The sequence below is a fragment of the Acuticoccus kandeliae genome, from assembly GCF_003073115.1.
In genome coordinates, this window is record NZ_QBBV01000001.1 from 1,409,668 (window position 1) to 1,431,646 (window position 21,979).

A 21,979-nucleotide genomic window follows, 5' to 3' on the forward strand; every position below is an offset into this window, starting at 1 on the left:
CGGGAGGGGGAGCGGCGGGCCGGCCGCTCCCGGAAGGCGTTCAGCAGGTCGCGCCTTCGAAGCCCGATTCGATCCACTCGACCGCGTTGGTGCCCTCGGGCGGGTTCACGCAGTCGGCGGGGTAGACGGTGACGTCCTCGATGATCGGCATGTCGGTCTCGGAGTCCCAGCCGGTGTAGACGCCGTAGGCGGTGTCGGAGACGCCCTGGTGGCCGCCATGAAGGGCCATGGAGATCGGGTAGCCGTTCACGGTGTCGAAGGTCAGCCCTTCGAGCGCCTCGATGATCGCGTCGGTGTCCGGCAGCGTCCCGGTCTCGGCGGCGGCCTTCTCGGCGGCGGCCTTGATCGCGAGGATGCCCTGCGCGGCGACATAGGCGCCGAGCGGCGGGTAGCGGTCGTAGGTGTCCTCGTAGGAGGCGGCGAACCAGTCCGACAGCGGGGTGGACTTCGCGAGGTAGGAGTTCGGACCGCGCGCGCCGACGATGGTGCCCTCGATCGTATTCTCGCCAAGCCCGTCGATCACGCCGGTGCCGAGGGTGAAGGCGAGGTCGGTGCTGCCGCCGAGGCCGCGCGCGGCGGCCTGGAGCATCAGCGCGTCGGCGTCGCCGCCCCAGAAGCTGACGAAGGTGATGTCGGCCGGATCGGTCGCGAGGGAGCTGATCTCGCTGCCATAGTCACCCGCGCCGAGGGCCGGGAAGAGGGCGTTCTTGAACGTCGTCTCCGGCTTCAGCGCCGTCATCGCGGCCTTGAACTCGACCCAGTTGTCCTGGCCCCAGGAATAGTCCTGGTTGACGCCGGAGACGGTGGAGATCTCGGGGAAATTCTCGGTGACATAGCGGGCGAGGGCGACCTGATCCATCGTCCCCATCGGCGCGGAGCGCACGACATAATGCGGGTCGGTGACGACGTCCTCGAAGAGGCCGGGATTGCCGCAATGGAAGAAGTTCGTCAGCGTCTCGAGCTCTTCCACGATCGGGGCGAGCGCGTTGCAATTGCCGCTGGAATTGTAGCCGATCACCATGTCGACGCCTTCGCGCTCGACGAGGCGGCGATACTCGGCGATCTGCTTGCGGGTGCCGCCGGCCTCGTCGATGAAGATCGGCTCGATGGTGACGCCGTTGATGCCGACGGTGTCGTAGGGGGCGGGGACGGACCCTTCATTGAGTGCGTCGACCATCATCGCGGCGCTGTCACGGGCGGGCGTGCCGTAGGCGGCACCGGCGCCGGAAAGAAAGTAGACGAACCCGATCTTCACGCTGTCCTGCGCCTCGGCCGGGGCGGTCATGGCGAGGGCGGCGGCGGCAAGCGTGGTGGCGGAACAAAGCCGCCAAGTGCGGCGGCGGGAAAGTGTCGTCATGCGTCGTGTGTCTCCGTATGGCGATGATCTGAAGTGTGGAATGGACGCGCGAGGACGCGCGTCGGCGCACGCCGCCGGGGCGACGCGCGGGGCGCTCAGGCCGTCTTCTGTGCGTCGAAGCGGGGCCGCAGGATCGGCGAGCGATGGCCGTGGCGCTGGTGGGCGGAGTGGCCTTCGGCGTGGACGCGGGAGGGCGGGGCGCGACGCGGGCGCGGGACGCTCACCGGCCGCAGCGGACGGCGCGGGACGGAGCCCCGGCGGCGTCGCGTGCGATGTGCGGCGATGTCGACATCGCGAGCGCGGGGCTCGCACAGTCGAACGTCGGCGGTGATGCGTTGCGCGTCCTTCATCAGCTCCATTGCGGTCCGTCTCGCCGGGTGGCGAGAGGCGGATGGACCATTGCTTTGCTTTGCCGGCTCAACCAGCGTGACGCGTCACTTGCGGCAATTGCGATGTGATGAGCGAGTTGCTCGCCACGACGCCCGAACGGGCCTCGGTAATCTTGTTTAACCCCAATGGATCCTTTGGTAAAGGCCCGTCGCCCGAGGTGGGTTCGTCGATGCGCCAAAACATGGCGCAATTCCTGACGATTTCCCCGCTCCGGCGGGCTGTGGGCAGTGCGTGTGTTTCACGCTGAGGTGGCAATTGGATACAATCTCGCCCTGCCACGTCAGCCGAGCCACATCCGCAGCGGCATCCAGATCGCCATCGCCATCATAATCAGATTTTCGGTCAGCGAGATGAAGCCGAGCGGCACGTTGCTGCCGCCGCCGACGCACGCGCATTTCAGCTCCCGCCGGTCGACATAGACCGCCTTGAAGACCGACACCGCGCCGACCGTGCCGATGAAGAGCGCGATCGGGGCGGCGACCCAGACGAGAACCCCCGCGATCATCAGGACGCCCGCGAGCACCTCGCCGAACGGGTAGAGATAGGCGTAGCGCACCCACCGCCGCGCGAGGAGGTCGTAGTTCAGGAACATCGTGGAGAAGCTCTCCACGTCCTGCAGCTTCTGGATCCCGAGGATGCACATCGCGATGGCGACGAACCACTCGATCGTGCGCACGGTGAGGAGGGTGCCCGTCGCCGACCACGCGACGGCGAGCGCCATCAGGAAGGCGACGGCGAAGATCGCGATCACGGGCCGATAGCTTGTCTCGCCCTTCTCGGCGACGTGTTCGCCGAAATGTTCGCGCAGGTCGTCATAGCCGCCGACGCGCTCGCCATCGATGTAGATCTGCGGCGTCGTCTCGACGTGCTCGGCGCGCTGGAAGGCCTTCGTCTCTTCGGAGGTCTTCAGCCAGTGATCATCGACCGTGAAGCCGTGCCGTTCCAGGAGCGCCTTCGCCTTCAACCCGTAGGGACAGACGTGCTTGTCCATCACCATGCGATAGAGCGAGGCGGTCTTGCCGCCGGAATCGCTTGCGAGTGCCATGTCGCCTCTCCGTCAGCGCGATGCGGGGGACGCGCGGCACCTCGCGCTCCGGCGGTTGGCCGAAGCGTCCGCGGCAAGGCGTCACGCGTCGTGTGGTGAACCAACGTGGCGGGGTCGCATTCGATCCGCCGCGCGCCGGATTTCGCCGCATTCGGCCGCGGGGCGGGCGTCATGGTGGGGCGCGCGCGCCGTGCTATAGGGGCGCCCGTCTGCCTCCAGCCAACAAGGCGCCGCCCCCCGTGACCCGTCGCCGTCTCCTGGCGCTCCTCGCCTTCATCGCCTTCGTCAGCCTCGGCCTTCCGGACGGACTTCTGGGGGTCTCCTGGCCCTCGATCCGGGCCAGCTTCGGCCAGCCGCTCGACAGTCTCGGCCTCGTCGTGCTCCTGACGACGACCGGCTATCTGGTGTCGAGCTTCCTGTGCGGCGCGGTGCTGCGCGTCCTGCGGATCGGGAGCCTCCTCGCTTTGTCGACCGCGGCCGCCGCGACGGCGCTGCTGGGCTTCGCCTTCGTCCCCTTCTGGCCGGCGCTGCTCGTCTTCGCGCTGATCGCGGGGCTTGGCGGCGGCGCGATCGATGCCGGCCTCAACGCCTACGGGGCACGCCATTTCGATGCGCGCGCGCTCAACTGGATGCACGCCTTCTACGGCCTCGGCGCGACGCTCGGCCCGCTCCTGGTGACGACGATCCTGAGCGCGGGTTTCGCCTGGCAATGGGCCTACACTATCGCGGGGAGCGCCCAGCTCGCGCTCGCCATCGTGTTCCTCCTGACGCGTGGCCTCTGGGGCGAGGAGGACCTCGCCGAACGGCCGGTCGAGCATCGCGCCGCGCCGATGTTGGCGACGCTGCGGCGTCCGCTCGTGTGGCTCGGGATGGCGCTCTTCTTCGTCTATTGCGGGCTGGAAGTCGCGACGGCCCAATGGAGCTATTCGCTGCTGACCCTCGGGCGCGGGGTGAGCGAGACGGTCTCCGGCCTCTTCGTGACGCTCTACTGGGCGAGCCTGATGGTGGGGCGCGTCGCGTTCGGCTTCGTCGCGAACCGCGTGCCGCTCGTCGCGACGCTGCGCATCGCCATTCTCGGCACCATCGCCGGCGCGCTGCTCTTCTGGCTGGAGCCGACTCAGTGGCTGGCGCTGACCGGGCTGATGGTGATGGGCTTCCTGCTCGCGCCGATCTTCGCCTCGCTGATCAGCCTGACGCCGAACCGCGTCGGCCTCGACCATGCCGACAGCGCGATCGGCTTCCAGATCGCGGCGGCCGGCCTCGGCGGGGCGGGGCTGACGGCGTTCGTCGGCGTGCTCGCCCGCAATTTCGGGCTCCCGGTGATCGGCGTCTCGATCGTCGTCCTCGCCCTCCTGCTTCTCGCGACCTTCGAGCTCTTCATGCGCCGCCGCTGACGCGTCCGGCGCAAGGCAGACCCGCCCGAGGCGGGGGCGTCAGCCGCGCGATCGGTGGTAAGAGGGGCCCGAACACGCCAAGATTGCCGCGGCAGACTGGCGACTCGCCGGCGGGGATCCCATGGCAATCGACGTTTCCGGCATGAGCCGGCGCTCGCTTCTCGGCGCCGCTCTCGTCTTCGCCGTGGTGCTGGCGGCGAGCCTTGCCGGCATCCTCACCCGGCCCGTCGGCTTCCTCGCCGCGTTCTGGCCGGCGAACGCGCTGCTCCTCGGCCTCTTCGTCCGCTTCCCGGCCCTCGCCTCTTGGCGCGGCTGGGCGGCGGCGCTCGCGGGCTATGCCATGGCGGACCTCGCGACCGGCGGCGCGCCGGCGCTGTCCCTCTGGCTAACCGCCGCGAACCTTGCCGGGGTCGCGACCGGCGTCGCGCTCTTCCGCCGGGCGCGCGCGGAGGATCGTGCGCTCGGGCGGCCGCTCTCGGTTCTCGTCCTCTTCGCGATCCTCGCCGCCGCGGCCGGGGTGTGCGCCCTCGTGGGGGCGGGCATCGCCCCGGTCTATTTCGACCGGCCGCTCTGGTCGGGGCTCGCCTTCTGGTTCACGACGGAGCTCGTGAACGGGATCGTCGTCCTGCCCGTCATCTTGTCCGCACGGCCCATCCCGCCGCTTTCCTGCCTTCTCGCGGGCGGAGGGAGGGCGCGTCTCCTGAGGATTGCGCCGCTTGCGCTTCTCCTGGCCGCGCTCGTGCTCGGCTACTGGGTCGGCGGGATGGGGCTTCTCGCCTTTCCCTCGCCGGCGCTGCTCCTGTGCGCGCTCGCCTATCCGACCTTCGCCACCGTGCTCGCGACGATGCTCGTCAGCATCTGGCAGCTGATCGCCGTCTCGCTCGGATGGGCCGGGGCGCCCGCGATCGAGATCGACGCGACGACGATGACCGACCGGCTGAGCATCATGCTCCTGGCGCTTGGGCCGCTCACCGTCGCGTGCGTCAACGCGGCGAGGGTGGAGGCGACGGACAGGCTCGCCCGGCTCGCGACCTACGACACGCTGACCGGCGCGCTCACCCGCTCCGCCTTCACCGACCAGGCGGAGGCGGTGCTTGCGGCGGGGAAGGGGCCGCTCGCGGTGGTGCTCCTCGACATCGACCACTTCAAGCGGATCAACGACGATCACGGCCACAGGGTCGGCGACCAGGCGCTGGCGCGGTTCGCCGGGATCGTCGCCCGATCGCTGCGCGAGAGCGACCTCTTCGGCCGCATCGGGGGCGAGGAGTTCGCGGTGGTGCTCGCCGGGACGGGGCGGACGAACGCGGAAGCGATCGCGGCGCGCGTGCGCTGCGCGGTGGAGGCGGACGGCTGTCCTCTCCCCGACGGGGGCACGCTTCGCTTCACGGTGAGCATCGGTGTCGCCCACGTCGACCATGTCGGCGGGGAGACGCTCGACCGGCTGATCGCGCGGGCCGATGCCGCGCTCTATGGCGCGAAGCGGGCGGGGCGCAACCGGATCGAGATGGCCTGAGGGGGCGCGGGGCGCGCCAGAGGCCAGAGTGGCGCAGGGGCCGGAGCCCCTGCCGCCGTTCGGGTCTTAGCCGCGGCCAACGAAGGGCATCTTCGTCGCCATGATGGTCAGGAACTGGGCGTTCGCGTTCAGCTCGAGCCCTGCCATGTAGAGGACGGTGTCGGCCACCACCTGCACGTCGATCAGCGGCTCGACGCGGATCTCACCGTCCGCCTGCGGCACGCCGGTCGCCATGCGGGCGGCCATCTCGGTCATCGCGTTGCCGATGTCGATCTGGCTGCAGGCGATGTCGAAGCGGCGCCCGTCGAGGCTGATCGACTTGGTGAGGCCGGTGATGCCGTGCTTGGACGCGGTGTAGGGGGCCGAACCCGGACGCGGGGCGTGGGCCGAGATCGAGCCGTTGTTGATGATGCGGCCGCCCTGCGGGGACTGGTCGCGCATCATTCGATAGGCACGGTTCGCCATCAGGAAGGCGCCGTCGAGGTCGACGGAGACGACGAAGCGCCACTGGTCGTATTCGAGGTCGCCGAAATTGGTGCTCGGCAGGTTGTTGCCGGCGTTGTTGAAGAGGACGTCGAGCCGGCCGTGACGGGACTTGATCGCCTCGAACATCGCGTCGACCGAAGCCGGATCCGTCGCGTCGCAGGCGCAGGGCATCACGTCGCCCTCGGCCTCGGCGGCGACCGCCTCGAGCTTTTCCTTGTTGCGGGCGGCGATCACCACCTTGGCCCCATTGCGCGCGAGCGTCAGCGCGCAAGACCGGCCGATACCCTGGCTCGCGCCAGTCACCAGAATAACTTTCCCTTCAACACCCACCAGTGCGTCCTCCGATTTGATTCTGACGCAGTGGGTTAGGCGCTTCGCTGCGGCAGATCAACGTCTGCCGCAGCTTTGCGCAGGGGTCAGGCGGGCTCGCCGACGGGAGGAGCGGGGACGATGGTCCAGGCCTCACCGGCGCCGACGACGCACGAGCGGCCGGAGGGCAGCGTGACGAGCGCGGTCCACGTCCCGCTCGGCGACGCGTAAAGTTCCAAAACGCGCTTGTTGTTTTGCAATCCGAACGAGCGCTGCGTCTCGCCGAACTTGCGGGCGAGGATCTCGATGATCTCGTTGCGGTCCTTGCAGACGGCCTGGCCGGCGCTGGCCGGCAGCGAGGGCGCGGCGAGCAGTGTGGCTGTGGTGAGGCAAGCGAACAGAGCAGTCTTCCGCATAGCGGCATCCCTTCCTTCGCTGGCGGCTGTCAGAGCCGGTGAGAGCCGCCTAACGGATCTGGTGTGTCATCTGTCAGTCATCACATTTAAACTTTAAATTGCGCTCCAGGGCGCGGGGATAAGTCGAGATGACTCGCCCATCCGCTGCCGTGAATGTCATTGCGCTCGGTCCGCAGGCGAGCCGAACTCGCCGACGGGAGCCTCCCGGTCTTGTTAGGCGGGGGCCGGCTATTCTGGCGGCCGCTCCCCGTTCGCAACGGCCTGCATCATCGCCCACTGGCGGGGCAGGATGGTCGACAGGTCGTAAGACTCAGCAATCGTGCGCCGCGACGCTTGCTTTAGGCTTGTGCAGTCGACGTCGCCGCGCAAGATCTCATCAATTCGATCGGCGATCTGATCCACATTAAAAAAGTCGGCGAGGAGGCCGTTCTCGCCGTCGGTGATCAGCTCCTGCACCGGGGCCGTGGCCGAGCCGACCACGAGCGCCCCCGTCGCCATCGCCTCCAGCATCGACCAGGAGAGGACGAAGGGGACCGTGAGGTAGACGTGCGCGCGCGTGATTCGGAACATGTCGCGCAGCGTCTCGAGCGGCACGAGGCCGAGGAAGTGGATGCGCGAGGTGTCGAGGTCGAGCGTCTCCAGCGCGTGCTCGCGGTGGGTCTTCCCGTCCTCGCGGGTGCGTCCGTACGCGGTGCGGTCCTGCCCGGCGACGAGGACGTGGAGGTTCGGCCGGCGCTTCTGGAGCTTCGACACCGCCTCCATGAATTGCGGGAAGCCGCGATAGGGCTCCATGCCGCGCGCGACGTAGGTGATCACCTCGTCCTTCGCGGTGAAGACGCGGTCGCCGACCGTCACCTGCGCCTCGCCGGGCGAGAAGAAGGTGCAGTCGACCCCCTCGTGGAGGACGCTGATATTGTGCGTCAGGTGCTTCGGGAACTGGCTGAACTGCCACCGCGTCGGCGAATAGCCCCAATCCATCGTCGCAAGGTCGAGGAGGACGGGGATGTTCTTGAAGTGGGCGCGGGCGGCGATGTCGTGGTTCACCGGGGCGAGGAAGTCGGTGTCGCTGCCGCGGGCATTATAATACCACTCGAAGAGGCTGAGCATCTTCGTCTTCGGCCACAGCTCCTTGATGAGGAAGGCCGGGCCCCAGCCGGAGTGGGCGCACACGAGGTCGGGCTCCCAGCCGCTCTGCTTCAACGGGTAGAGGGCCTGGAAGGCGGCCTGGCCGTTGATGACGGCCCGCTCGGTCACGACGAGGACCGGGTGGATCGTCTTCGTCACCTCCCGGTGCGGGGCGTAGTCGACGCGGCGGATGCCGAATTGCTGAGCATTCGTCTTCAGCGTGCCGGCGACGAGCTCGATCCCCTCCACCCCGTGTAGGTGCTGTGCGATCCGGCGATATTGGCCAGGAAAGTTGTTGTGCAGGAACAGGATGCGCATGAGGGCGGACCTCTCGATGGGGTGGTGCGTCGCGGCGGGGCCGAATCGAAGACGGCGTCGATGCATAAGAGCACGGCGGTTACGCCATCTTGCAATCACTTGCGCCATCGAAGACAGTCCAGGCGGCGCACGACCCCCGAGCCATGCGCGGTCTCGCACCCTGGGACACAGACGACGAGGACGTCCATGCCTACCCCGATTCTCATGCCCGCTCTGTCTCCGACCATGGAGGTTGGGACGCTGGCCAAGTGGCTCGTGAAGGAAGGCGACACGGTCTCCTCGGGCGACGTCATCGCCGAGATCGAGACCGACAAGGCGACGATGGAAGTCGAGGCCGTCGACGAGGGAATCATCGGCAAGATCCTCGTCGGCGAGGGGACGGCCGACGTCCCCGTGAACGAGCCGATCGCGATGCTGCTCGGCGAGGGCGAGGACGCGAAGGATCTCGGCGCCGCCCCGGCCGCCGCCGCCGCGAAGCCCGAGGCGAAGGCCGAGCCGGCGCCCGCCCCCGCACCGGAGAAGGCCGCGCCCGCAACGACCGAGAGCAGCGCCGAAGCGCCGCGGCCCGCGACGAATGGCGCCGCCGCGCCGGCCCCTGCGGCTGAGGGCGAGCGCGTGTTCGCCTCCCCGCTCGCAAAGCGCCTCGCCGCCGAGAAGGGGATCGACCTTTCCGCCGTCGCCGGCACCGGCCCGCACGGGCGCATCGTGAAGCGCGACGTGGAGGAGGCGAAGCCCGGCGCCGCGAAGCCCGCCCCGGCCGCCGCACCCGCACCCGCCATTGCTCCGGCCGCCGCCGCAGCGAAGGCGCCCGCCGCAGCGGCCCCCGTCGGCATGTCCGACGACCAGATCCGCGCGATGTTCGAGCCCGGCACCTATCGCGAGATCCCGCACGACGGGATGCGCAAGACGATCGCGCGCCGCCTCACCGAATCCAAGCAGACGATCCCCCACTTCTATCTCAGCGTCGATTGCGAGCTCGACGCGCTCCTGAAGGTGCGGACCGAGATCAACAACGGCGCCCCGACCGACAAGGACGGGAAGGCGGCCTACAAGCTCTCGGTCAACGATTTCGTGATCAAGGCGCTCGCGCTCGCGCTGAAGTCCGTGCCGCTCGCGAATGCGACCTACACCTCCACCGCGCGCCTTGTGCATGAAGGCGTCGATGTCGGCGTCGCCGTCGCGATCCCGGACGGGCTCATCACCCCGGTGGTGCGCAAGGCCGACCAGAAGACGCTCTCCACCATCTCCAACGAGATGAAGGACCTCGCCAAGCGCGCGCGGGACAAGAAGCTCCAGCCGTCCGAATATCAGGGCGGCTCCACGGCGGTCTCCAATCTCGGCATGTTCGGGATCCGCGAGTTCGCGGCCGTCATCAACCCGCCGCACGGCTCGATCCTCGCGGTGGGCGAGGGCGCGCAGCGGCCGGTGGTGAAGGACGGGGCGATTGCGATCGCGACGGTGATGACGGTGACGCTCTCGGTCGACCACCGCGTCGTCGACGGCGCGCTCGGCGCCGAGACGCTGCAGGCCTTCAAGGGGCTGATCGAAAACCCGATGCGCCTCTTCGTCTGAGGCGCCCGCCGCGGGCCCCGCCCGCGGCCGGCCTCAAGCCTAGTCGCGCGTCTTTCCGCGCTGGGCGAGCGCGTGCAGCGTCTCGCCGACCGCGGTGAAGTGCTTGTCCCACCCCTCCGGCGGCGTGATCTCGGCGGCCTTGCGCGCCGCGAGGGCGGGATCGCGCGCATAATCGAGGATCGCCTTGCGCCATCCCGCCCCGTCGATCGGGGAGAGATAGAGCGTCGACGCGCCTCCGATCTCGCGGTGCGGCGCGATGTCGGACGCGATCACCGGCACCCCCATCGCATGGGCCTCCACGATCGGCAGGCCGAACCCTTCCGTGAAGGACGGGGTGAGAAGCGCACGCGCGCCCGCGAGGTGGCGGGCCGCCTCCGTGTCGCTGATGCCGCCCGTCGCAGTCACGAGCGGGGCGAGCGCGTCGCAGCGCGCGATGAGGTCAAGCGCCGTCCCGTCCCCGCCGCGCTTGCCGATGATGGTGAGGCGCGGCGCATCCGGCTCCTTCTCGGCGATGTCGCGCCAGACCTGGAGCAGCATCGCCAGATTCTTCCGCCGCTCGATGCTGGAGAGATGCACGAAAGTCGGGCGGTCGGTCGCGATCGGCGCGTCGGGCGGCGAGAGGCCGGGCGCGACGTGGACGACGGAGGAGGTGAAGCGCTCCTGCGGATAGAGGGCGCGCAGCACCGATTCGGTCGCCTTCGACACGGTGAAGACGTGGTCGGCGTGGAGCGCGATGGTGTGGAGGCGCCGCTCGTGGAGGACGGTCGCGCGCGGCGTCTCGTACTCCGGATGGGTGATCGGGATGAGGTCGTGGAGGAGGACGGCGAGCGGGCCGGGGAGGGAGGCGAAGCGCGTCGGTTCGTCGAGCCCGTCATGGCCGACATTCAGCGTCACGTTGGGCGCCTCGCCCGCGTCGAGCGCCTTCGCCCCGCGCACCAGCGCCCAGAGCCGCGTGCGGCCGGCGACGCGCTCGGAGGCGAAGGCGACGCGCGAGCGGCCGCCGCGCCCGTACTGGGGCGGACTGCCGTCGGCCCACCGCTCCGACAGCACGGCGACGACATGGTCGAGCGCCTCGGGGCGCAGCATCACGAGGCGGCGCCCCCAGCGCGAGACGGCGCGCACGGTGAAGCCGGCCTGCGCCTCGGTCTGTGCCCAGCGCGCGTACATCAGCTCGATGCGGTCGATCCCCGTCGGCCCGCCGAAATGTTCGTAACGGCGCACAAGACGGCTGATGTCGAGAAAAAGGATGGGACGATGCATGGAAGTTTGACTTGCCGCCCGGTCAACAGCGCCGTCAAGTGAACGCGAAGAAAGGCCTGTGCGTTCACCCGTGAGAAGGAGGCGATCGCTATGCAACGCGCGTGCCGGATCATCCTCGCAACCTTGATGGGCGCGGTCGTCCTCGCCCCGCAGATCGCCGACGCCGCGCGGCCCGACACGCGCCGCATGACCTGCCGCCAGGTCAACGCGCTGATCCAGCGCAACGGCGCGGTGGTGATGACCACCGGCCAGTACACCTTCCGCCGATTCGTCGCCGACCGGCGCTTCTGCGATCCCTGGCAGTGGACGAAGCCGGAATATGCGCCGACGTCCGACACGCCCAAATGCCCCGTCAATGGCGTATGCTATGAGCCGCCGATCGACTTTCACATCTTCGACTGAGACCCGCCCTTGACCGTCACCGCCGTCTCGCGCGCGATCTGCCTCGCGGCCCTTTGCGCGCTCGCGACCCCGTCCGCCGCGGCGGACCCGAACCTTGCCATCGGCCGCGCCAATCATGCGAGCTACGACCGCACACGCCATTGCACGATGTTCGCCGTCGGCCCGCGCGTCGCGATCACGGCCGAGCATTGTCTCTACAAGATCGACCCGGCCGCGCTGCAGCTCCTCTTCGGCTACGACCGGATGGAGTGGGCGCTCCACGAGAGCCCGGACCGTTTCGCCGAGATCGCGCGCGACGTCGTGGCGCTCTGCCTGCCGAAGGACGCGCCGGCGACGCTGCCCGGTCCCTCGAAGCCGGTGGCGGAGGGCGACACGGTCTCCGTCGTCGGCTACGCGCGGCGTCGGCCGCACGTGCAGACGGTGACCTCCTGCAAGATCACCGCCCAGGATCCGGAGTTCCTGCTCCTCGACTGTCCGCTCGACCCCGGCACCTCCGGCGGGCCGGTGCTGAACGCGGCCGGGGAGGCGGTGGGGGTGATTTCGATGTCCGCGCCCGAGACCTCCATCGCCGCGCGCCTACCGGAGGGGGCGGCCGCCGCCTGCCGCTGAGGCGGGCCGCCTTCGCCCGCGCGAATTCCGATCGACGGGCATCTCCTGCGCGGTGGTGGGGGTTTCACGCTGCCCGCTCCGGTGCTACCGACCGCAGAGCGATCCACACCGGCGAGACGATGCCCGAACTCTTCTTGGAACTCCTGAGCGAGGAAATTCCTGCGCGGATGCAACGCCGCGCGGCCAATGATCTGACGCGCCTCGTCACCGGCGCGCTGGTCGATGCCGGCCTCACCTATGAGGGCGCGTATGCGACGGCGACGCCGCGTCGCCTGGTGCTCGCCGTCACGGGCCTGCCGCCGCGCTCGCCCGACCGGCAGGAAGAGCGCAAGGGTCCGCGCGTCGGCGCGCCCGAGAAGGCGCTCGAAGGGTTTTTGCGCGCGGCCGGCTTGTCTTCGATCGAGGAGGCTTCGGTCGAGAGTGATCCGAAGAAGGGTGATTTCTACGTCGCCCGCACCACCATCGCGGGGCGCGACACGGTCGCGATCGCGGCGGAGGTAATCGCCGACACGGTGCGCCGCTTCCCCTGGCCGGTCTCGATGCGCTGGGGCGCCGAATCCGCCGATCCCGGCTCGTTGCGCTGGGTGCGCCCGCTCACCTCCATCATCGCGACCTTCGGGCCGGAGAACGAGGATCCGGACATCGTGCCGGTGGACCTGCCGGGCGTCCCGGTCGGCGACACCACGGTCGGCCATCGCTTCCTCGCGCCCGGCAAGATCCGCGTGCGCCGGCTCGACGACTACAAGTCCGCGCTGGAGAAGGCGTTCGTCGTCGTCGACCTCGACCGGCGGCGCGACCAGATCGTCCACGACGCGCGCAACGCCTGCCACGCGCTCGGCCTCGACCTCGTCGAGGATGACGGGCTCCTCGAGGAGGTCGCGGGCCTCGTCGAGTGGCCGGTGGTGCTGATCGGGCGCTTCGAGGAGAAGGCGCTGGAGCTGCCGGACGAGGTGATCCGCCTCACGATCCGCGAGAACCAGAAGTGCTTCGTCACGCGCGACGCCGCGACGGGCGCGCTCGCCAACGCCTTCGTGCTGACCTCCAACCTCGTCGCGCCGGACGACGGGGCGGCGATCGTCGCGGGCAACGAGCGCGTGGTGAAGGCCCGCCTCTCGGACGCGCGCTTCTTCTGGGAGCAGGACCGCAAGACCCCGCTCGCCGACCACGCGAAGAAGCTTGCCGCCGTGACCTTCCACGAGAAGCTCGGCAGCCAGGCGGCGCGGGTGAACCGCATCGCCGCGCTCGCACGCGAGATCGCCCCCGCGGTCGGCGCCGATCCCGACACGGCCGAGACCGCGGCGCGCCTCGCGAAGGCCGACCTCACGACCGGCATGGTCGGCGAATTCCCCGAGCTTCAGGGCTATATGGGCCGCCGCTATGCCGAGGCCGAAGGGCGCCCGGCCGAGATCGCCGCCGCGATCGAGGAGCACTACGCCCCGCTCGGCCCCAACGACGCCGTGCCCGAGGGGCGCGTGTCGGTCGCGGTCGCGCTCGCGGACAAGATCGATTCGCTGGTGTCGCTCTGGGCCGCAGGCGAGAAGCCGACCGGCTCGGGCGACGCGTTCGGCCTGCGCCGCGCCGCGCTCGGCATCATCCGCCTCATCCTTGCGAATGGCCTGCGCCTGCCGCTCGCCGCCGACGGGGAGACCATCCTCGGCAAGGCCTGGGCGCAGCTTCGCGCGCTCGACACCTACGAGGCGATGGCGGCCGAACTGACCGGCGACGCCGGCGGGGCGGGCCGCGACATCGCCGCCGCACCCTTCATCGTCGACTTCCTGCTCGACCGCTTCATCGTGCAGCAGCGCGACAGCGGCGTCTCGGCCGACACGGTGCGCGCGATCATCCCGGTCCTGCGCACGATCGACCTCGTCGACATCGTGAACCGCATCGCGGCCCTCTCCGACTTCCTCGCTACCGAGGATGGGGCGACGCTGATGGCCGGCTATCGCCGCGCCACCAACATCCTGCGCGCCGAGGAGAAGAAGGACGGGCCGGTCGAGGGCGCGCTCGAGACGGGGGTCCTCGTCGAGCCGCAGGAGATCGCGCTCGCCGAGGCGGTCGCGGGCGCGAAGGAGACCGTCGCCGCCGCCGTCGCGCGGGAGGACTACGCCGCCGCGATGGAGGCCCTCGCGGCGCTGCGCGGCCCGGTCGACACCTTCTTCGACACCGTCCTCGTCAACGCCGAGGATCCGGCGCTGCGCCTCAACCGCCTCCGCCTTCTGGCTGCCCTGCGCGAAACGGCACTCCAAGTGGCGGATTTCTCCGCCATCTCCGGCTAATCCACCCGTCTTCGGACGACCCTTCGGAGGACAATCATGGCTGACAACGGCGCCGGCTACGACGTCATCATCATCGGGTCGGGTCCCGGCGGCTACGTGACCGCGATCCGCTCCGCGCAGCTCGGGCTGAAGACGGCCATCGTCGAGAACAAGCATCTCGGTGGGATCTGCCTCAACTGGGGTTGCATCCCGACGAAGGCGCTGCTGCGCTCGGCCGAGATCTACGACCACTTCAAGCACGCCAAGGAATTCGGCCTCGCCGCGAAGGACATCGCCTTCGACCTCGCCAAGGTCGTGGAGCGCTCGCGCGGCGTGTCGAAGCAGCTGAACACCGGCGTCGGCTTCCTTCTCAAGAAGAACAAGGTCGACGTGATCTGGGGGACGGCGAAGATCGAGAAGGCCGGCACCGTCAGCGTCGCCGATGCGCCCGAGCCGCCGAAGGGGGCGCTGAAGGGCGGCACCTACACCGCCAAGCACATCATCGTCGCGACCGGCGCGCGGCCGCGCGTCCTGCCGGGCCTCGAGCCCGACAAGGAGCAGATCTGGACCTATTTCGAGGCGATGGTCCCGAAGGAGATGCCGAAGACGCTCCTCGTCGTCGGCTCGGGCGCGATCGGAGTGGAGTTCGCGAGCTTCTTCAACTCGATGGGCGCGAAGGTGACCATCGTGGAGGTGCTCGACCAGATCCTGCCGGTCGAGGATGCCGAGATCGCCGCCCACGTGCGCAAGCGCCTGGAGAAGCAGGGGATCGAGATCCTCACCGGCGCGAAGGTGACCAAGGTCAACAAGGGCAAGACGCTGAAGGCCACCATCGAGTCCGGCGGCAAGACCGAGACGCGCGAGTGCGACAAGATCATCTCGGCGGTCGGCGTCGTCGGCAACATCGAGAACCTCAACCTCGAGGCGCTCGGCGTGAAGACCGATCGCGGCTGCATCGTGATCGACGGGTACGGGCGCACGAACGTCGAGGGGATCTACGCGATCGGCGACGTCGCGGGCCCGCCGATGCTCGCCCACAAGGCCGAGCACGAGGGGGTCGTCTGTGTCGAGGCGATCGCCGGCCTCCACCCGCACCCGCTCGACAAGCTGAAGATCCCCGGCTGCACCTACTGCCAGCCGCAGGTTGCGTCCGTTGGTCTCACCGAGGCGAAGGCCAAGGAGGGCGGGCGCAAGGTGAAGGTCGGCCGCTTCCCGTTCATCGGCAACGGCAAGGCGATCGCGCTCGGCGAGCCGGAGGGCATCGTGAAGACGGTGTTCGACGCGGAAACGGGCGAGCTTCTTGGCGCGCACATGGCCGGGGCCGAGGTCACGGAGCTGATCCAGGGCTTCGTCATCGCCATGAACCTCGAGACGACCGAGGAGGATCTGATGCACGCCGTCTTCCCGCATCCGACCCTTTCGGAAATGATGCACGAGTCGGTGCTCGACGCGTACGGACGTGCGATCCATATCTGAGCGCAGGGTGCCATCCGTCTGCCACGTTCAGGCGCCATACATTCGGGCGAACTAGGACGGGTGGAGAAACGAAAGGATCTGACCATGCGCAAGACGTTCAAACTCGGCCTCGCTGTCACGCTGGCGACGCTTCTGTCGGCTCCCGTGTACGCCGATTGCGGGTCCGACAAGAAGCCGGCTCCTGGGGAGAGCGCGCAGGCTGAGGCCAGCATCGTCGTCGCCCAGGCGCAGGACCCGGACAAGGCGCGCCGCAAGCGTCAGGCCGAAGCCCAGCGCAACCAGCAGGCCCGCGAAGCCCAGCGTGACCGCAACCAGGCCGCCCGCCAGGAGCAGGCCCGCCAGGAGCTTCTGCGCCGTCAGTCCGAGGCCCAGCAGCAGCTCGAGGCGAACCGTCGCCCGGTGCCGACGCCGCTGACCGGGAACTGATCCCGCTTTCCAAGTCCATCCGCCGGTTGCGGCGGGTTGATCATCGTTACGGCCACGGGGGCGGAGAGCCCCCGTGGCCGTAAGCATTTGTACAACCAGCGGAACGATTGGTTGTTTCAGCCGTTGCCGCCACTCTGTGCATCTGGAGACGACGCCCACCACTTCCGACCGGCCCGTCATCCGTCTCGGGCTCCGCCGCCGAATTCCATGGAACGCGGCGATCCGGCCCTCGGGGATGAAGCGAAGATGAGCGCCGTATTCAGAGTGCATACATCCGCGCTGCCTAAATTGGCATCAGCGCAATGCGAAAGGATGGGCAGATGCGACATGTGTTGACATGGGCCTTGGCCGCAGGGCTAGCCGCGACAAGTGTCCCGGCTTCGGCCCGCTTGGCCGGACCGGACCTTGCGAACGTCGCGAGTTCCGATGTGATTCTGGCACAGGGCCAGGAATCGCAGGAAGAGCAGAAGCGCCGCAAGCAGCAAGAGCGTCAGCAGCGCCAGGATCGCGCGCAGGACCGCCAGAAGCAGCGACAGGAAACGCGTGATCAACGCCAGGAGCAGCGTCAGCAGCGCCAGGCCGATCAGCAGCGCCAGCAGCGCCGCGCCGAACAACAGCAACAGCAGCAGCGTCAGGCCGACCAGCAGAAGCAGCGGCAGGCCGAACAGCAGCGCCAGCGTCAGGCTGAGCAGCAGCGTGCCCGTCAGGCCGAGCAGCAGCAGCAGCGTCGCGCCGAGCAGCAGCGCGAGCGTCAGGCCGAGCAGCAGCGTGCCCGCCAGGCCGAGCAGCAGCAGCAGCGTCGCGCCGAGCAGCAGCGTGAGCGTCAGGCCGAGCAGCAGCGTGCCCGCCAGGCCGAACAGCAGCAGCAGCGTCGCAACGAGCAGCAGCAGCAGCGCCAGGCCGACCAGCAGCGTGAGCGTCAGGCCGAGCGCCAGCGTCAGCGTCAGGCTGACCAGCAGCAGCAGCGTGAGGCCGAGCAGCAGCGCCAGCGCCAGGCCGACCGCCAGCGCGAGCGCAACGAGGCGACGCGCGATGCGAACCAGCGCGAGCGCCAGAATGTGACCGAAGAGGAGCTGCGCCGCCGCCAGCGCGAGCGTCAGGCCGAGATCGAGCGCAACCGCAACCCGGTCCCGACCCCGCTCACCGAGCCGCGTCAGGCCAATCGCAACGAAGAGCGCAACGGCAACCGTCAGCAGGGCACGCGCGAAGGCCGCCTCGACGAGCTTCGCGAGGAGCGCCGCCGCCAGGCCGGTCAGGAAGAGCGTCGTGAGCAGCGCCGTGACGAGCGTCGCGAGGCTGCCCGTGAGGAGCAGCGTCGTGAACAGCGCCGTGACGAGCGTCGCGAGGCTACCCGCGAGGAGCAGCGCCGTGACCAGCGCCAGGAGCGCCGCGAGGCCGCGCGTCAGGAAGAACGTCGCGAGCAGCGCCAGGAGGACCGTCGTCTCGAGCGTCGCCGCGAGGTCCAGCGTGCCCGTGCGGAGGATCTGCGCGAGGAGAACCGCCGCGCCGATCGTCGCGCCGCGGAGCTGCGTGACCGCCGCCAGGAGCTGCGCCAGGAGTTCCGCCGCGACCAGCAGGTGGCCGACCGCCGTCGTGAGCGCGACCGCGAGCGGGATGCCCGCGTGCGGGAGTGGGAGCGCCGTCAGGTGGCCGAGCGCCGCCGCGACGACCGCCGCTACGACTACTGGGACCGCCCCTTCTTCGATCGGGGTGATGTGATCCACCGCGGCCGTGACCGCGTGGTCTACGAGCCCTGGGGTCGTCCGTTCGTCGTCAACGCGCACCCGAACCGCTTCCGCTGGCGCGCCGACGCGTACGACATCTACGGCTACAACAATGGCTGGACCCAGACGGTCATCGTGCGCAACGACGTCCGCATCGTGACGATCAGCGACCGCTATGGCGTGCCGATCCGCCGCTATCGCGAGCTGCCGAACGGCACGACCTACACGCTGTTCAACAACATGCCGGAATGGTGGGGCGGCGACCGTGACGTGATCGTCGACGTGCGGCCGGTGACGGTGAACATCCCGCAGACGCAGTACATCGTGGAGCCGTCGCGCGCCCCGGTGGAGCAGGTCTACCAGGCCGTCACAGCCGAGCCCGTCGCCGAACTCGACCGGACCTATACGCTCAACCAGGTGCTCTTCAATCAGTCGCTGCGTGACTACATGCCCCGCGTCGACATCGACACGATCACCTTCGAGACCGGTTCGGCCGAGGTGCCCACCGACCAGATCGACACGCTCGAGGTGATCGGCGCGGCGATCGAGGAGGCGGTGGCCGACAACCCGCAGGAAGTGTTCCTCATCGAGGGTCACACCGACGCGGTGGGTTCGGACATCTACAATCTCGAACTCAGCGACCGTCGCGCCGAGTCCGTGGCGACGATCCTGACCGAGTATTTCGAGATTCCGCCGGAGAACCTCGTCTCGCAGGGCTTTGGCGAGCAGTATCTGAAGGAGCAGACGGACGGCCCGAGCCAGGTCAACCGGCGCGTCGCGATCCGTCGCATCACGCCGCTGCTCTCGACCGACGACGAGATCGCCGGCCTCGATGAAGAGGACGAGCAGGCCTTCGTCGAGTAGGAGCGCCGATCAGGCCAGGAGTTGGAAAGGGCGGGAGCAATCCCGCCCTTTTCTTTTATTCGCTGCGGACGGTTTCCTCGACGGCGAGCGCGGCGCCGAGGACGGCCTCGTCCTCGCCGGCATTCGCCGAGATGAGGAAGGAGACCGGCAGCGGCGAACGGCTCGACATCGGCATCGCGACGCCCGGCAGGTCGAGGAAGTTGCCGACCATCGTGTTGCGCAGCGTCTTGAGGTTCACCGTGTTGAAGAGGTTGGGGTCCTCATCGAGCGGGCCGATCTCGGGCGCGACGTGCGGCACGGTCGGGCCGACGAGGTAGGCGCCGTCGAGCGAGGCCTTCAGCGTCGCGGCGAGGTGCTTGCGGGCGCGGATCACGGTGAGGAGGTCGTGCGCCGTCATCGACTTGCCGCGCAGGATGCGGGCGACGACGCGGCCGTCCATCTCCTCGACGTCCGACCCGTCGACCCGGTCGCGGTGATAGTCGTACGCCTCGACCGCCGTCAGCGTGCCGTTGTCGGCCATGATGCGCGCCGCCTCGCCGACTTCCGGCACCTGGCGGGTGGAGACGGTCGCGCCCGCCTTTTCGAGCCGCTTGATGGCCGCCTCGAAGGCGTCGATCACCGCCGGCTCGCAATCGTCGAGGAAGAGCGTCTCGCACACGACGAGGTGGAGGCGGCTGATCTCCGCCCGCGTGACGGTCGGGCGCGCGCCGCGCATCGCCGCGTCGAGGAGGACGCAATCCTCAACGCTGCGGGCAAGGCCGCCGACGGTGTCGAGCGAGTAGGAGAGGGGGATGACCCCGTCCTTGCTGATCCGCCCTTCGGAGGATTTCGCGCCGACGATGCCGTTGAGCGCGGCGGGCACGCGCACCGAGCCGCCGGTGTCGGAGCCGATGGCGGTCGTCGCGAGCCCGGCCGCGACGGCGACGGCGGAGCCGGAGGACGAGCCGCCCGGAACGCGCGGCGTGTTCTCGTCGTGCGGGTTGGCGCAGGTGCCGTAGTGCGGGTTGAGGCCGAGGCCGGAGAAGGCGAACTCGGTGAGGTTCGTCTTGCCGAGCGCGACCATGCCGGCGGCGGCGAGGAGGGCGACGACCGGCGCGTCCTTCTCGGCGGGGGCGGCGTGACGCAGAAGCGCCGAGCCCGCCGTCGTGACCTCGCCTTCCATGTCGAAGAGGTCCTTCCAGGCGACGGGCACGCCGTCGAGCGGGGAGGCGGGACGACCGTCCTTGTAGCGCGCACGTGACGCCGCGGCCTCGCGCCGGGCCCGCTCGGCGGTGACGGCGAGGAAGACGGCCGAGCCTTGTGCCGCCGCGATGCGATCGAGGAGAACCTCGGTCACGGCGACGGGGTCGGCATCGCCCGTGAGATAGGCGCGGGCGAGCGGCGCGGCGGCAAGATCGGCGGCGCGGTCGGGTGAAAGGTCGGTCACGCGGAGAAACCCCCTGAAGATTGGGACTCCTCCTTAGAGCAAGCCCGAACGGGCTGTACACAGGGACGTGGCCCCTTGTGCGCCCGCGCGGGCGCCTATCGGGCCCGGATCAGGCGTTCGCGCGCGGGGTTTCTATGAGGACGCCGTCGGCCGTAGGGGGCATCGGGCCGCCATAGGCCCAGTCGAGGAGCTCGATCGTGTGGACGGCCGGCCGCGTGTCGCTGCCGAGCTGGGTGATGCAGCCGATATTGCCGGTCGCGATCAGCTCGGCCCGCGTCGTGTCGATGTTGGCGAGCTTGCGTTCGCGCAGGCGCGCCGCGATCGCCGGCTGCATGATGTTGTAGGTGCCGGCCGAGCCGCAGCACAGGTGCCCCTCCGGCACGTCCTTTACGTCGAAGCCGGCGGCGGCGAGGAGGGCCTTCGGCAGGCGCGTGATCTTCTGCCCGTGCTGCATCGAGCAGGCGCTGTGATAGGCGATGGAGATCGGCGTCGCGCGGCTCGGCGCGCCGAGATCGAGCCCGCCGAGAAGCTCGGTGATGTCCTTCGTGATGGCCGACAGCGTCGCCGCCTTCTCCGCGTAGAGCGGGTCGGTGCGCAGCATGAAGCCGTAATCCTTCACGGTCGTGCCGCAGCCGGACGCGGTGATCACGATCGCGTCGAGCCCGCGGCTCTCCCGCTCGGCCCACCAGGCGTCGACATTGCGGCGCGCGGCGTCGAGCGCGTCGTGCTCGCGCCCCATGTGGTGGACGAGCGCGCCGCAGCACCCTTCGCCCTTCGGCAGCACCACCTCGACCCCGGCGCGGTTGAGGAGGCGGATCGTCGCCGCGTTGATCGAGGGGGCGAGCACGCTCTGCGCGCAACCGGTGAGGAGGGCGACGCGCTGGCGGCGCGGCCCCTTGGCGGGGTAGCTGCCGGCGGTCGCGACCGGCGCGGGCGGCAGGCCGCCGGGCGCGAGGGAGAGCATCGCGGCGAGGCGCGTCATGAGGTTCGGCACCGGCGCGACCGTGCGCTGCGTGTTGCAGGTGGCGGGCGCGGCGAGGCCGGCGAGGGCGCGGTTCTCGTTCCCCGCCCGGCTCGAGCCGACCGGGCGCGTCGCGGGCCGGTTCGGGTCGGGGAGGGCGAGGCGCGCGAAGGGGCGGGCGAGGCGCGCCATCGAGAGGGCGGCACGGAAGCGGCGCGGATAGGGCAGGACGAACGCCAGGATCTCGCGGATCAACCGGTCGCCGAGCGGGCGCTTGTAGGTGTTCTCGATGTGCGTGCGGGCGTGGTCGACGAGGTGCATGTAGTGGACGCCCGAGGGGCAGGTCGTCATGCACGCGAGGCAGGAGAGGCAGCGGTCGACATGGCGCACGTCCGCCTCGGTCGCCGGCCGGTCCTTCTCCAGCATGTCCTTGATCAGATAGATCCGCCCGCGCGGGCTGTCCCTCTCGTCGCCGAGGAGGACGAAGGTCGGACAGGTGGCCGTGCAGAACCCGCAATGAACGCAGGCTCGCAGGACCTTGTCGCAGGATTGGATGTGCGGATCGGCGAGCTGCTCGGCCGTGAAATGAGTCTGCATGCGCTCAAGCTATTGCGGAATTTATTGTTGTTCCAGTTTCGCGTTCCGCGT

At 69.4% G+C, this 21,979-nt stretch carries 19 protein-coding genes; 9 read left to right on the forward strand and 10 right to left on the reverse strand.

Annotated features, from left to right (window positions below):
- Positions 1-40: 40 nt before the first annotated feature.
- The 3 genes from DBV35_RS06470 to DBV35_RS06480 form a co-directional block, all read right to left on the reverse strand.
- Entirely contained in the window at positions 41-1,357 is a 1,317-nt protein-coding gene (locus DBV35_RS06470) for an ABC transporter substrate-binding protein (RefSeq protein WP_108659371.1), read from the reverse strand.
- Between the two features lie 95 nt (positions 1,358-1,452).
- Complete coding sequence (locus tag DBV35_RS06475; protein WP_157961607.1) at positions 1,453-1,707, reverse strand: hypothetical protein; 255 nt, start codon at positions 1,705-1,707, stop codon at positions 1,453-1,455.
- Between the two features lie 320 nt (positions 1,708-2,027).
- On the reverse strand, positions 2,028-2,792 hold the full coding sequence (locus DBV35_RS06480; RefSeq protein WP_245943858.1) for a glutaredoxin family protein: 765 nt from the start codon (positions 2,790-2,792) through the stop codon (positions 2,028-2,030).
- 239 nt (positions 2,793-3,031) lie between these two features.
- Here DBV35_RS06480 and DBV35_RS06485 point away from each other — a divergent pair, with 239 nt between their 5' ends.
- Both DBV35_RS06485 and DBV35_RS06490 read left to right on the forward strand, forming a co-directional pair.
- Entirely contained in the window at positions 3,032-4,186 is a 1,155-nt protein-coding gene (locus DBV35_RS06485; protein WP_205648485.1) for an MFS transporter, read from the forward strand.
- Between the two features lie 121 nt (positions 4,187-4,307).
- Complete coding sequence (locus tag DBV35_RS06490) at positions 4,308-5,699, forward strand: GGDEF domain-containing protein (RefSeq protein WP_108659374.1); 1,392 nt, start codon at positions 4,308-4,310, stop codon at positions 5,697-5,699.
- Positions 5,700-5,765: 66 nt separating this feature from the next.
- On the opposite strand, the gene DBV35_RS06495 is transcribed toward DBV35_RS06490, so the two are convergent.
- The 3 genes from DBV35_RS06495 to DBV35_RS06505 form a co-directional block, all read right to left on the reverse strand.
- Complete coding sequence (locus DBV35_RS06495; protein ID WP_245943859.1) at positions 5,766-6,488, reverse strand: SDR family oxidoreductase; 723 nt, start codon at positions 6,486-6,488, stop codon at positions 5,766-5,768.
- 113 nt (positions 6,489-6,601) lie between these two features.
- On the reverse strand, positions 6,602-6,910 hold the full coding sequence (locus DBV35_RS06500) for a hypothetical protein (protein ID WP_108659376.1): 309 nt from the start codon (positions 6,908-6,910) through the stop codon (positions 6,602-6,604).
- 228 nt (positions 6,911-7,138) lie between these two features.
- A complete protein-coding gene (locus tag DBV35_RS06505; protein ID WP_108659377.1) occupies positions 7,139-8,353 on the reverse strand; it encodes a glycosyltransferase in 1,215 nt (404 codons plus the stop codon).
- A gap of 186 nt (positions 8,354-8,539) precedes the next feature.
- On the opposite strand from DBV35_RS06505, the gene DBV35_RS06510 reads away from it, so the two are divergent.
- Complete coding sequence (locus DBV35_RS06510; protein WP_108659378.1) at positions 8,540-9,925, forward strand: pyruvate dehydrogenase complex dihydrolipoamide acetyltransferase; 1,386 nt, start codon at positions 8,540-8,542, stop codon at positions 9,923-9,925.
- Positions 9,926-9,964: 39 nt separating this feature from the next.
- On the opposite strand, the gene DBV35_RS06515 is transcribed toward DBV35_RS06510, so the two are convergent.
- The gene (locus tag DBV35_RS06515) at positions 9,965-11,185 is read right to left on the reverse strand and encodes a glycosyltransferase family 4 protein (protein ID WP_108659379.1); all 1,221 of its coding nucleotides are present in this window, start codon (positions 11,183-11,185) and stop codon (positions 9,965-9,967) included.
- A gap of 90 nt (positions 11,186-11,275) precedes the next feature.
- Here DBV35_RS06515 and DBV35_RS06520 point away from each other — a divergent pair, with 90 nt between their 5' ends.
- The 5 genes from DBV35_RS06520 (at position 11,276) to DBV35_RS06540 (ending at position 16,356) form a co-directional block, all read left to right on the forward strand.
- Positions 11,276-11,587, forward strand: a complete 312-nt coding sequence (locus tag DBV35_RS06520) for a hypothetical protein (protein ID WP_108659380.1) — start codon at positions 11,276-11,278, stop codon at positions 11,585-11,587.
- 9 nt (positions 11,588-11,596) lie between these two features.
- Positions 11,597-12,196 carry a trypsin-like serine peptidase gene (locus tag DBV35_RS06525; RefSeq protein WP_108659381.1) on the forward strand — a complete coding sequence of 200 codons (600 nt, stop codon included), beginning with the start codon at positions 11,597-11,599 and terminating at the stop codon, positions 12,194-12,196.
- Positions 12,197-12,315: 119 nt separating this feature from the next.
- Complete coding sequence (gene glyS, locus DBV35_RS06530) at positions 12,316-14,475, forward strand: glycine--tRNA ligase subunit beta (RefSeq protein WP_108659382.1); 2,160 nt, start codon at positions 12,316-12,318, stop codon at positions 14,473-14,475.
- A gap of 36 nt (positions 14,476-14,511) precedes the next feature.
- Entirely contained in the window at positions 14,512-15,930 is a 1,419-nt protein-coding gene (gene lpdA, locus DBV35_RS06535; protein ID WP_108659383.1) for a dihydrolipoyl dehydrogenase, read from the forward strand.
- 84 nt (positions 15,931-16,014) lie between these two features.
- Positions 16,015-16,356 carry a hypothetical protein gene (locus DBV35_RS06540; protein ID WP_108659384.1) on the forward strand — a complete coding sequence of 114 codons (342 nt, stop codon included), beginning with the start codon at positions 16,015-16,017 and terminating at the stop codon, positions 16,354-16,356.
- 356 nt (positions 16,357-16,712) lie between these two features.
- Here DBV35_RS06540 and DBV35_RS29990 read toward each other — a convergent pair whose 3' ends face one another.
- On the reverse strand, positions 16,713-18,080 hold the full coding sequence (locus DBV35_RS29990) for a hypothetical protein (protein WP_117434471.1): 1,368 nt from the start codon (positions 18,078-18,080) through the stop codon (positions 16,713-16,715).
- Here DBV35_RS29990 and DBV35_RS06550 point away from each other — a divergent pair.
- Entirely contained in the window at positions 18,003-18,944 is a 942-nt protein-coding gene (locus tag DBV35_RS06550) for an OmpA family protein (RefSeq protein ID WP_157961608.1), read from the forward strand. The genes DBV35_RS29990 and DBV35_RS06550 overlap by 78 nt on opposite strands.
- A 55-nt stretch (positions 18,945-18,999) precedes the next feature.
- On the opposite strand, the gene DBV35_RS06555 is transcribed toward DBV35_RS06550, so the two are convergent.
- Positions 19,000-20,370, reverse strand: a complete 1,371-nt coding sequence (locus DBV35_RS06555) for an amidase (protein WP_108659386.1) — start codon at positions 20,368-20,370, stop codon at positions 19,000-19,002.
- 109 nt (positions 20,371-20,479) lie between these two features.
- Positions 20,480-21,928 carry a heterodisulfide reductase-related iron-sulfur binding cluster gene (locus DBV35_RS06560; protein ID WP_108659387.1) on the reverse strand — a complete coding sequence of 483 codons (1,449 nt, stop codon included), beginning with the start codon at positions 21,926-21,928 and terminating at the stop codon, positions 20,480-20,482.
- Positions 21,929-21,979 lie beyond the last annotated feature (51 nt).

Coding starts and splice junctions, on each gene's coding strand:
- DBV35_RS06470 (WP_108659371.1), bottom strand. CDS start 1,357: ATGACGACACTTTCCCGCCGCCGCACTTGGCGGCTTTGTTCCGCCACC.
- DBV35_RS06475 (WP_157961607.1), bottom strand. CDS start 1,707: ATGAAGGACGCGCAACGCATCACCGCCGACGTTCGACTGTGCGAGCCC.
- DBV35_RS06480 (WP_245943858.1), bottom strand. CDS start 2,792: ATGGCACTCGCAAGCGATTCCGGCGGCAAGACCGCCTCGCTCTATCGC.
- DBV35_RS06490 (WP_108659374.1), top strand. CDS start 4,308: ATGGCAATCGACGTTTCCGGCATGAGCCGGCGCTCGCTTCTCGGCGCC.
- DBV35_RS06500 (WP_108659376.1), bottom strand. CDS start 6,910: ATGCGGAAGACTGCTCTGTTCGCTTGCCTCACCACAGCCACACTGCTC.
- DBV35_RS06505 (WP_108659377.1), bottom strand. CDS start 8,353: ATGCGCATCCTGTTCCTGCACAACAACTTTCCTGGCCAATATCGCCGG.
- DBV35_RS06510 (WP_108659378.1), top strand. CDS start 8,540: ATGCCTACCCCGATTCTCATGCCCGCTCTGTCTCCGACCATGGAGGTT.
- DBV35_RS06515 (WP_108659379.1), bottom strand. CDS start 11,185: ATGCATCGTCCCATCCTTTTTCTCGACATCAGCCGTCTTGTGCGCCGT.
- DBV35_RS06520 (WP_108659380.1), top strand. CDS start 11,276: ATGCAACGCGCGTGCCGGATCATCCTCGCAACCTTGATGGGCGCGGTC.
- glyS (WP_108659382.1), top strand. CDS start 12,316: ATGCCCGAACTCTTCTTGGAACTCCTGAGCGAGGAAATTCCTGCGCGG.
- lpdA (WP_108659383.1), top strand. CDS start 14,512: ATGGCTGACAACGGCGCCGGCTACGACGTCATCATCATCGGGTCGGGT.
- DBV35_RS06540 (WP_108659384.1), top strand. CDS start 16,015: ATGCGCAAGACGTTCAAACTCGGCCTCGCTGTCACGCTGGCGACGCTT.
- DBV35_RS06560 (WP_108659387.1), bottom strand. CDS start 21,928: ATGCAGACTCATTTCACGGCCGAGCAGCTCGCCGATCCGCACATCCAA.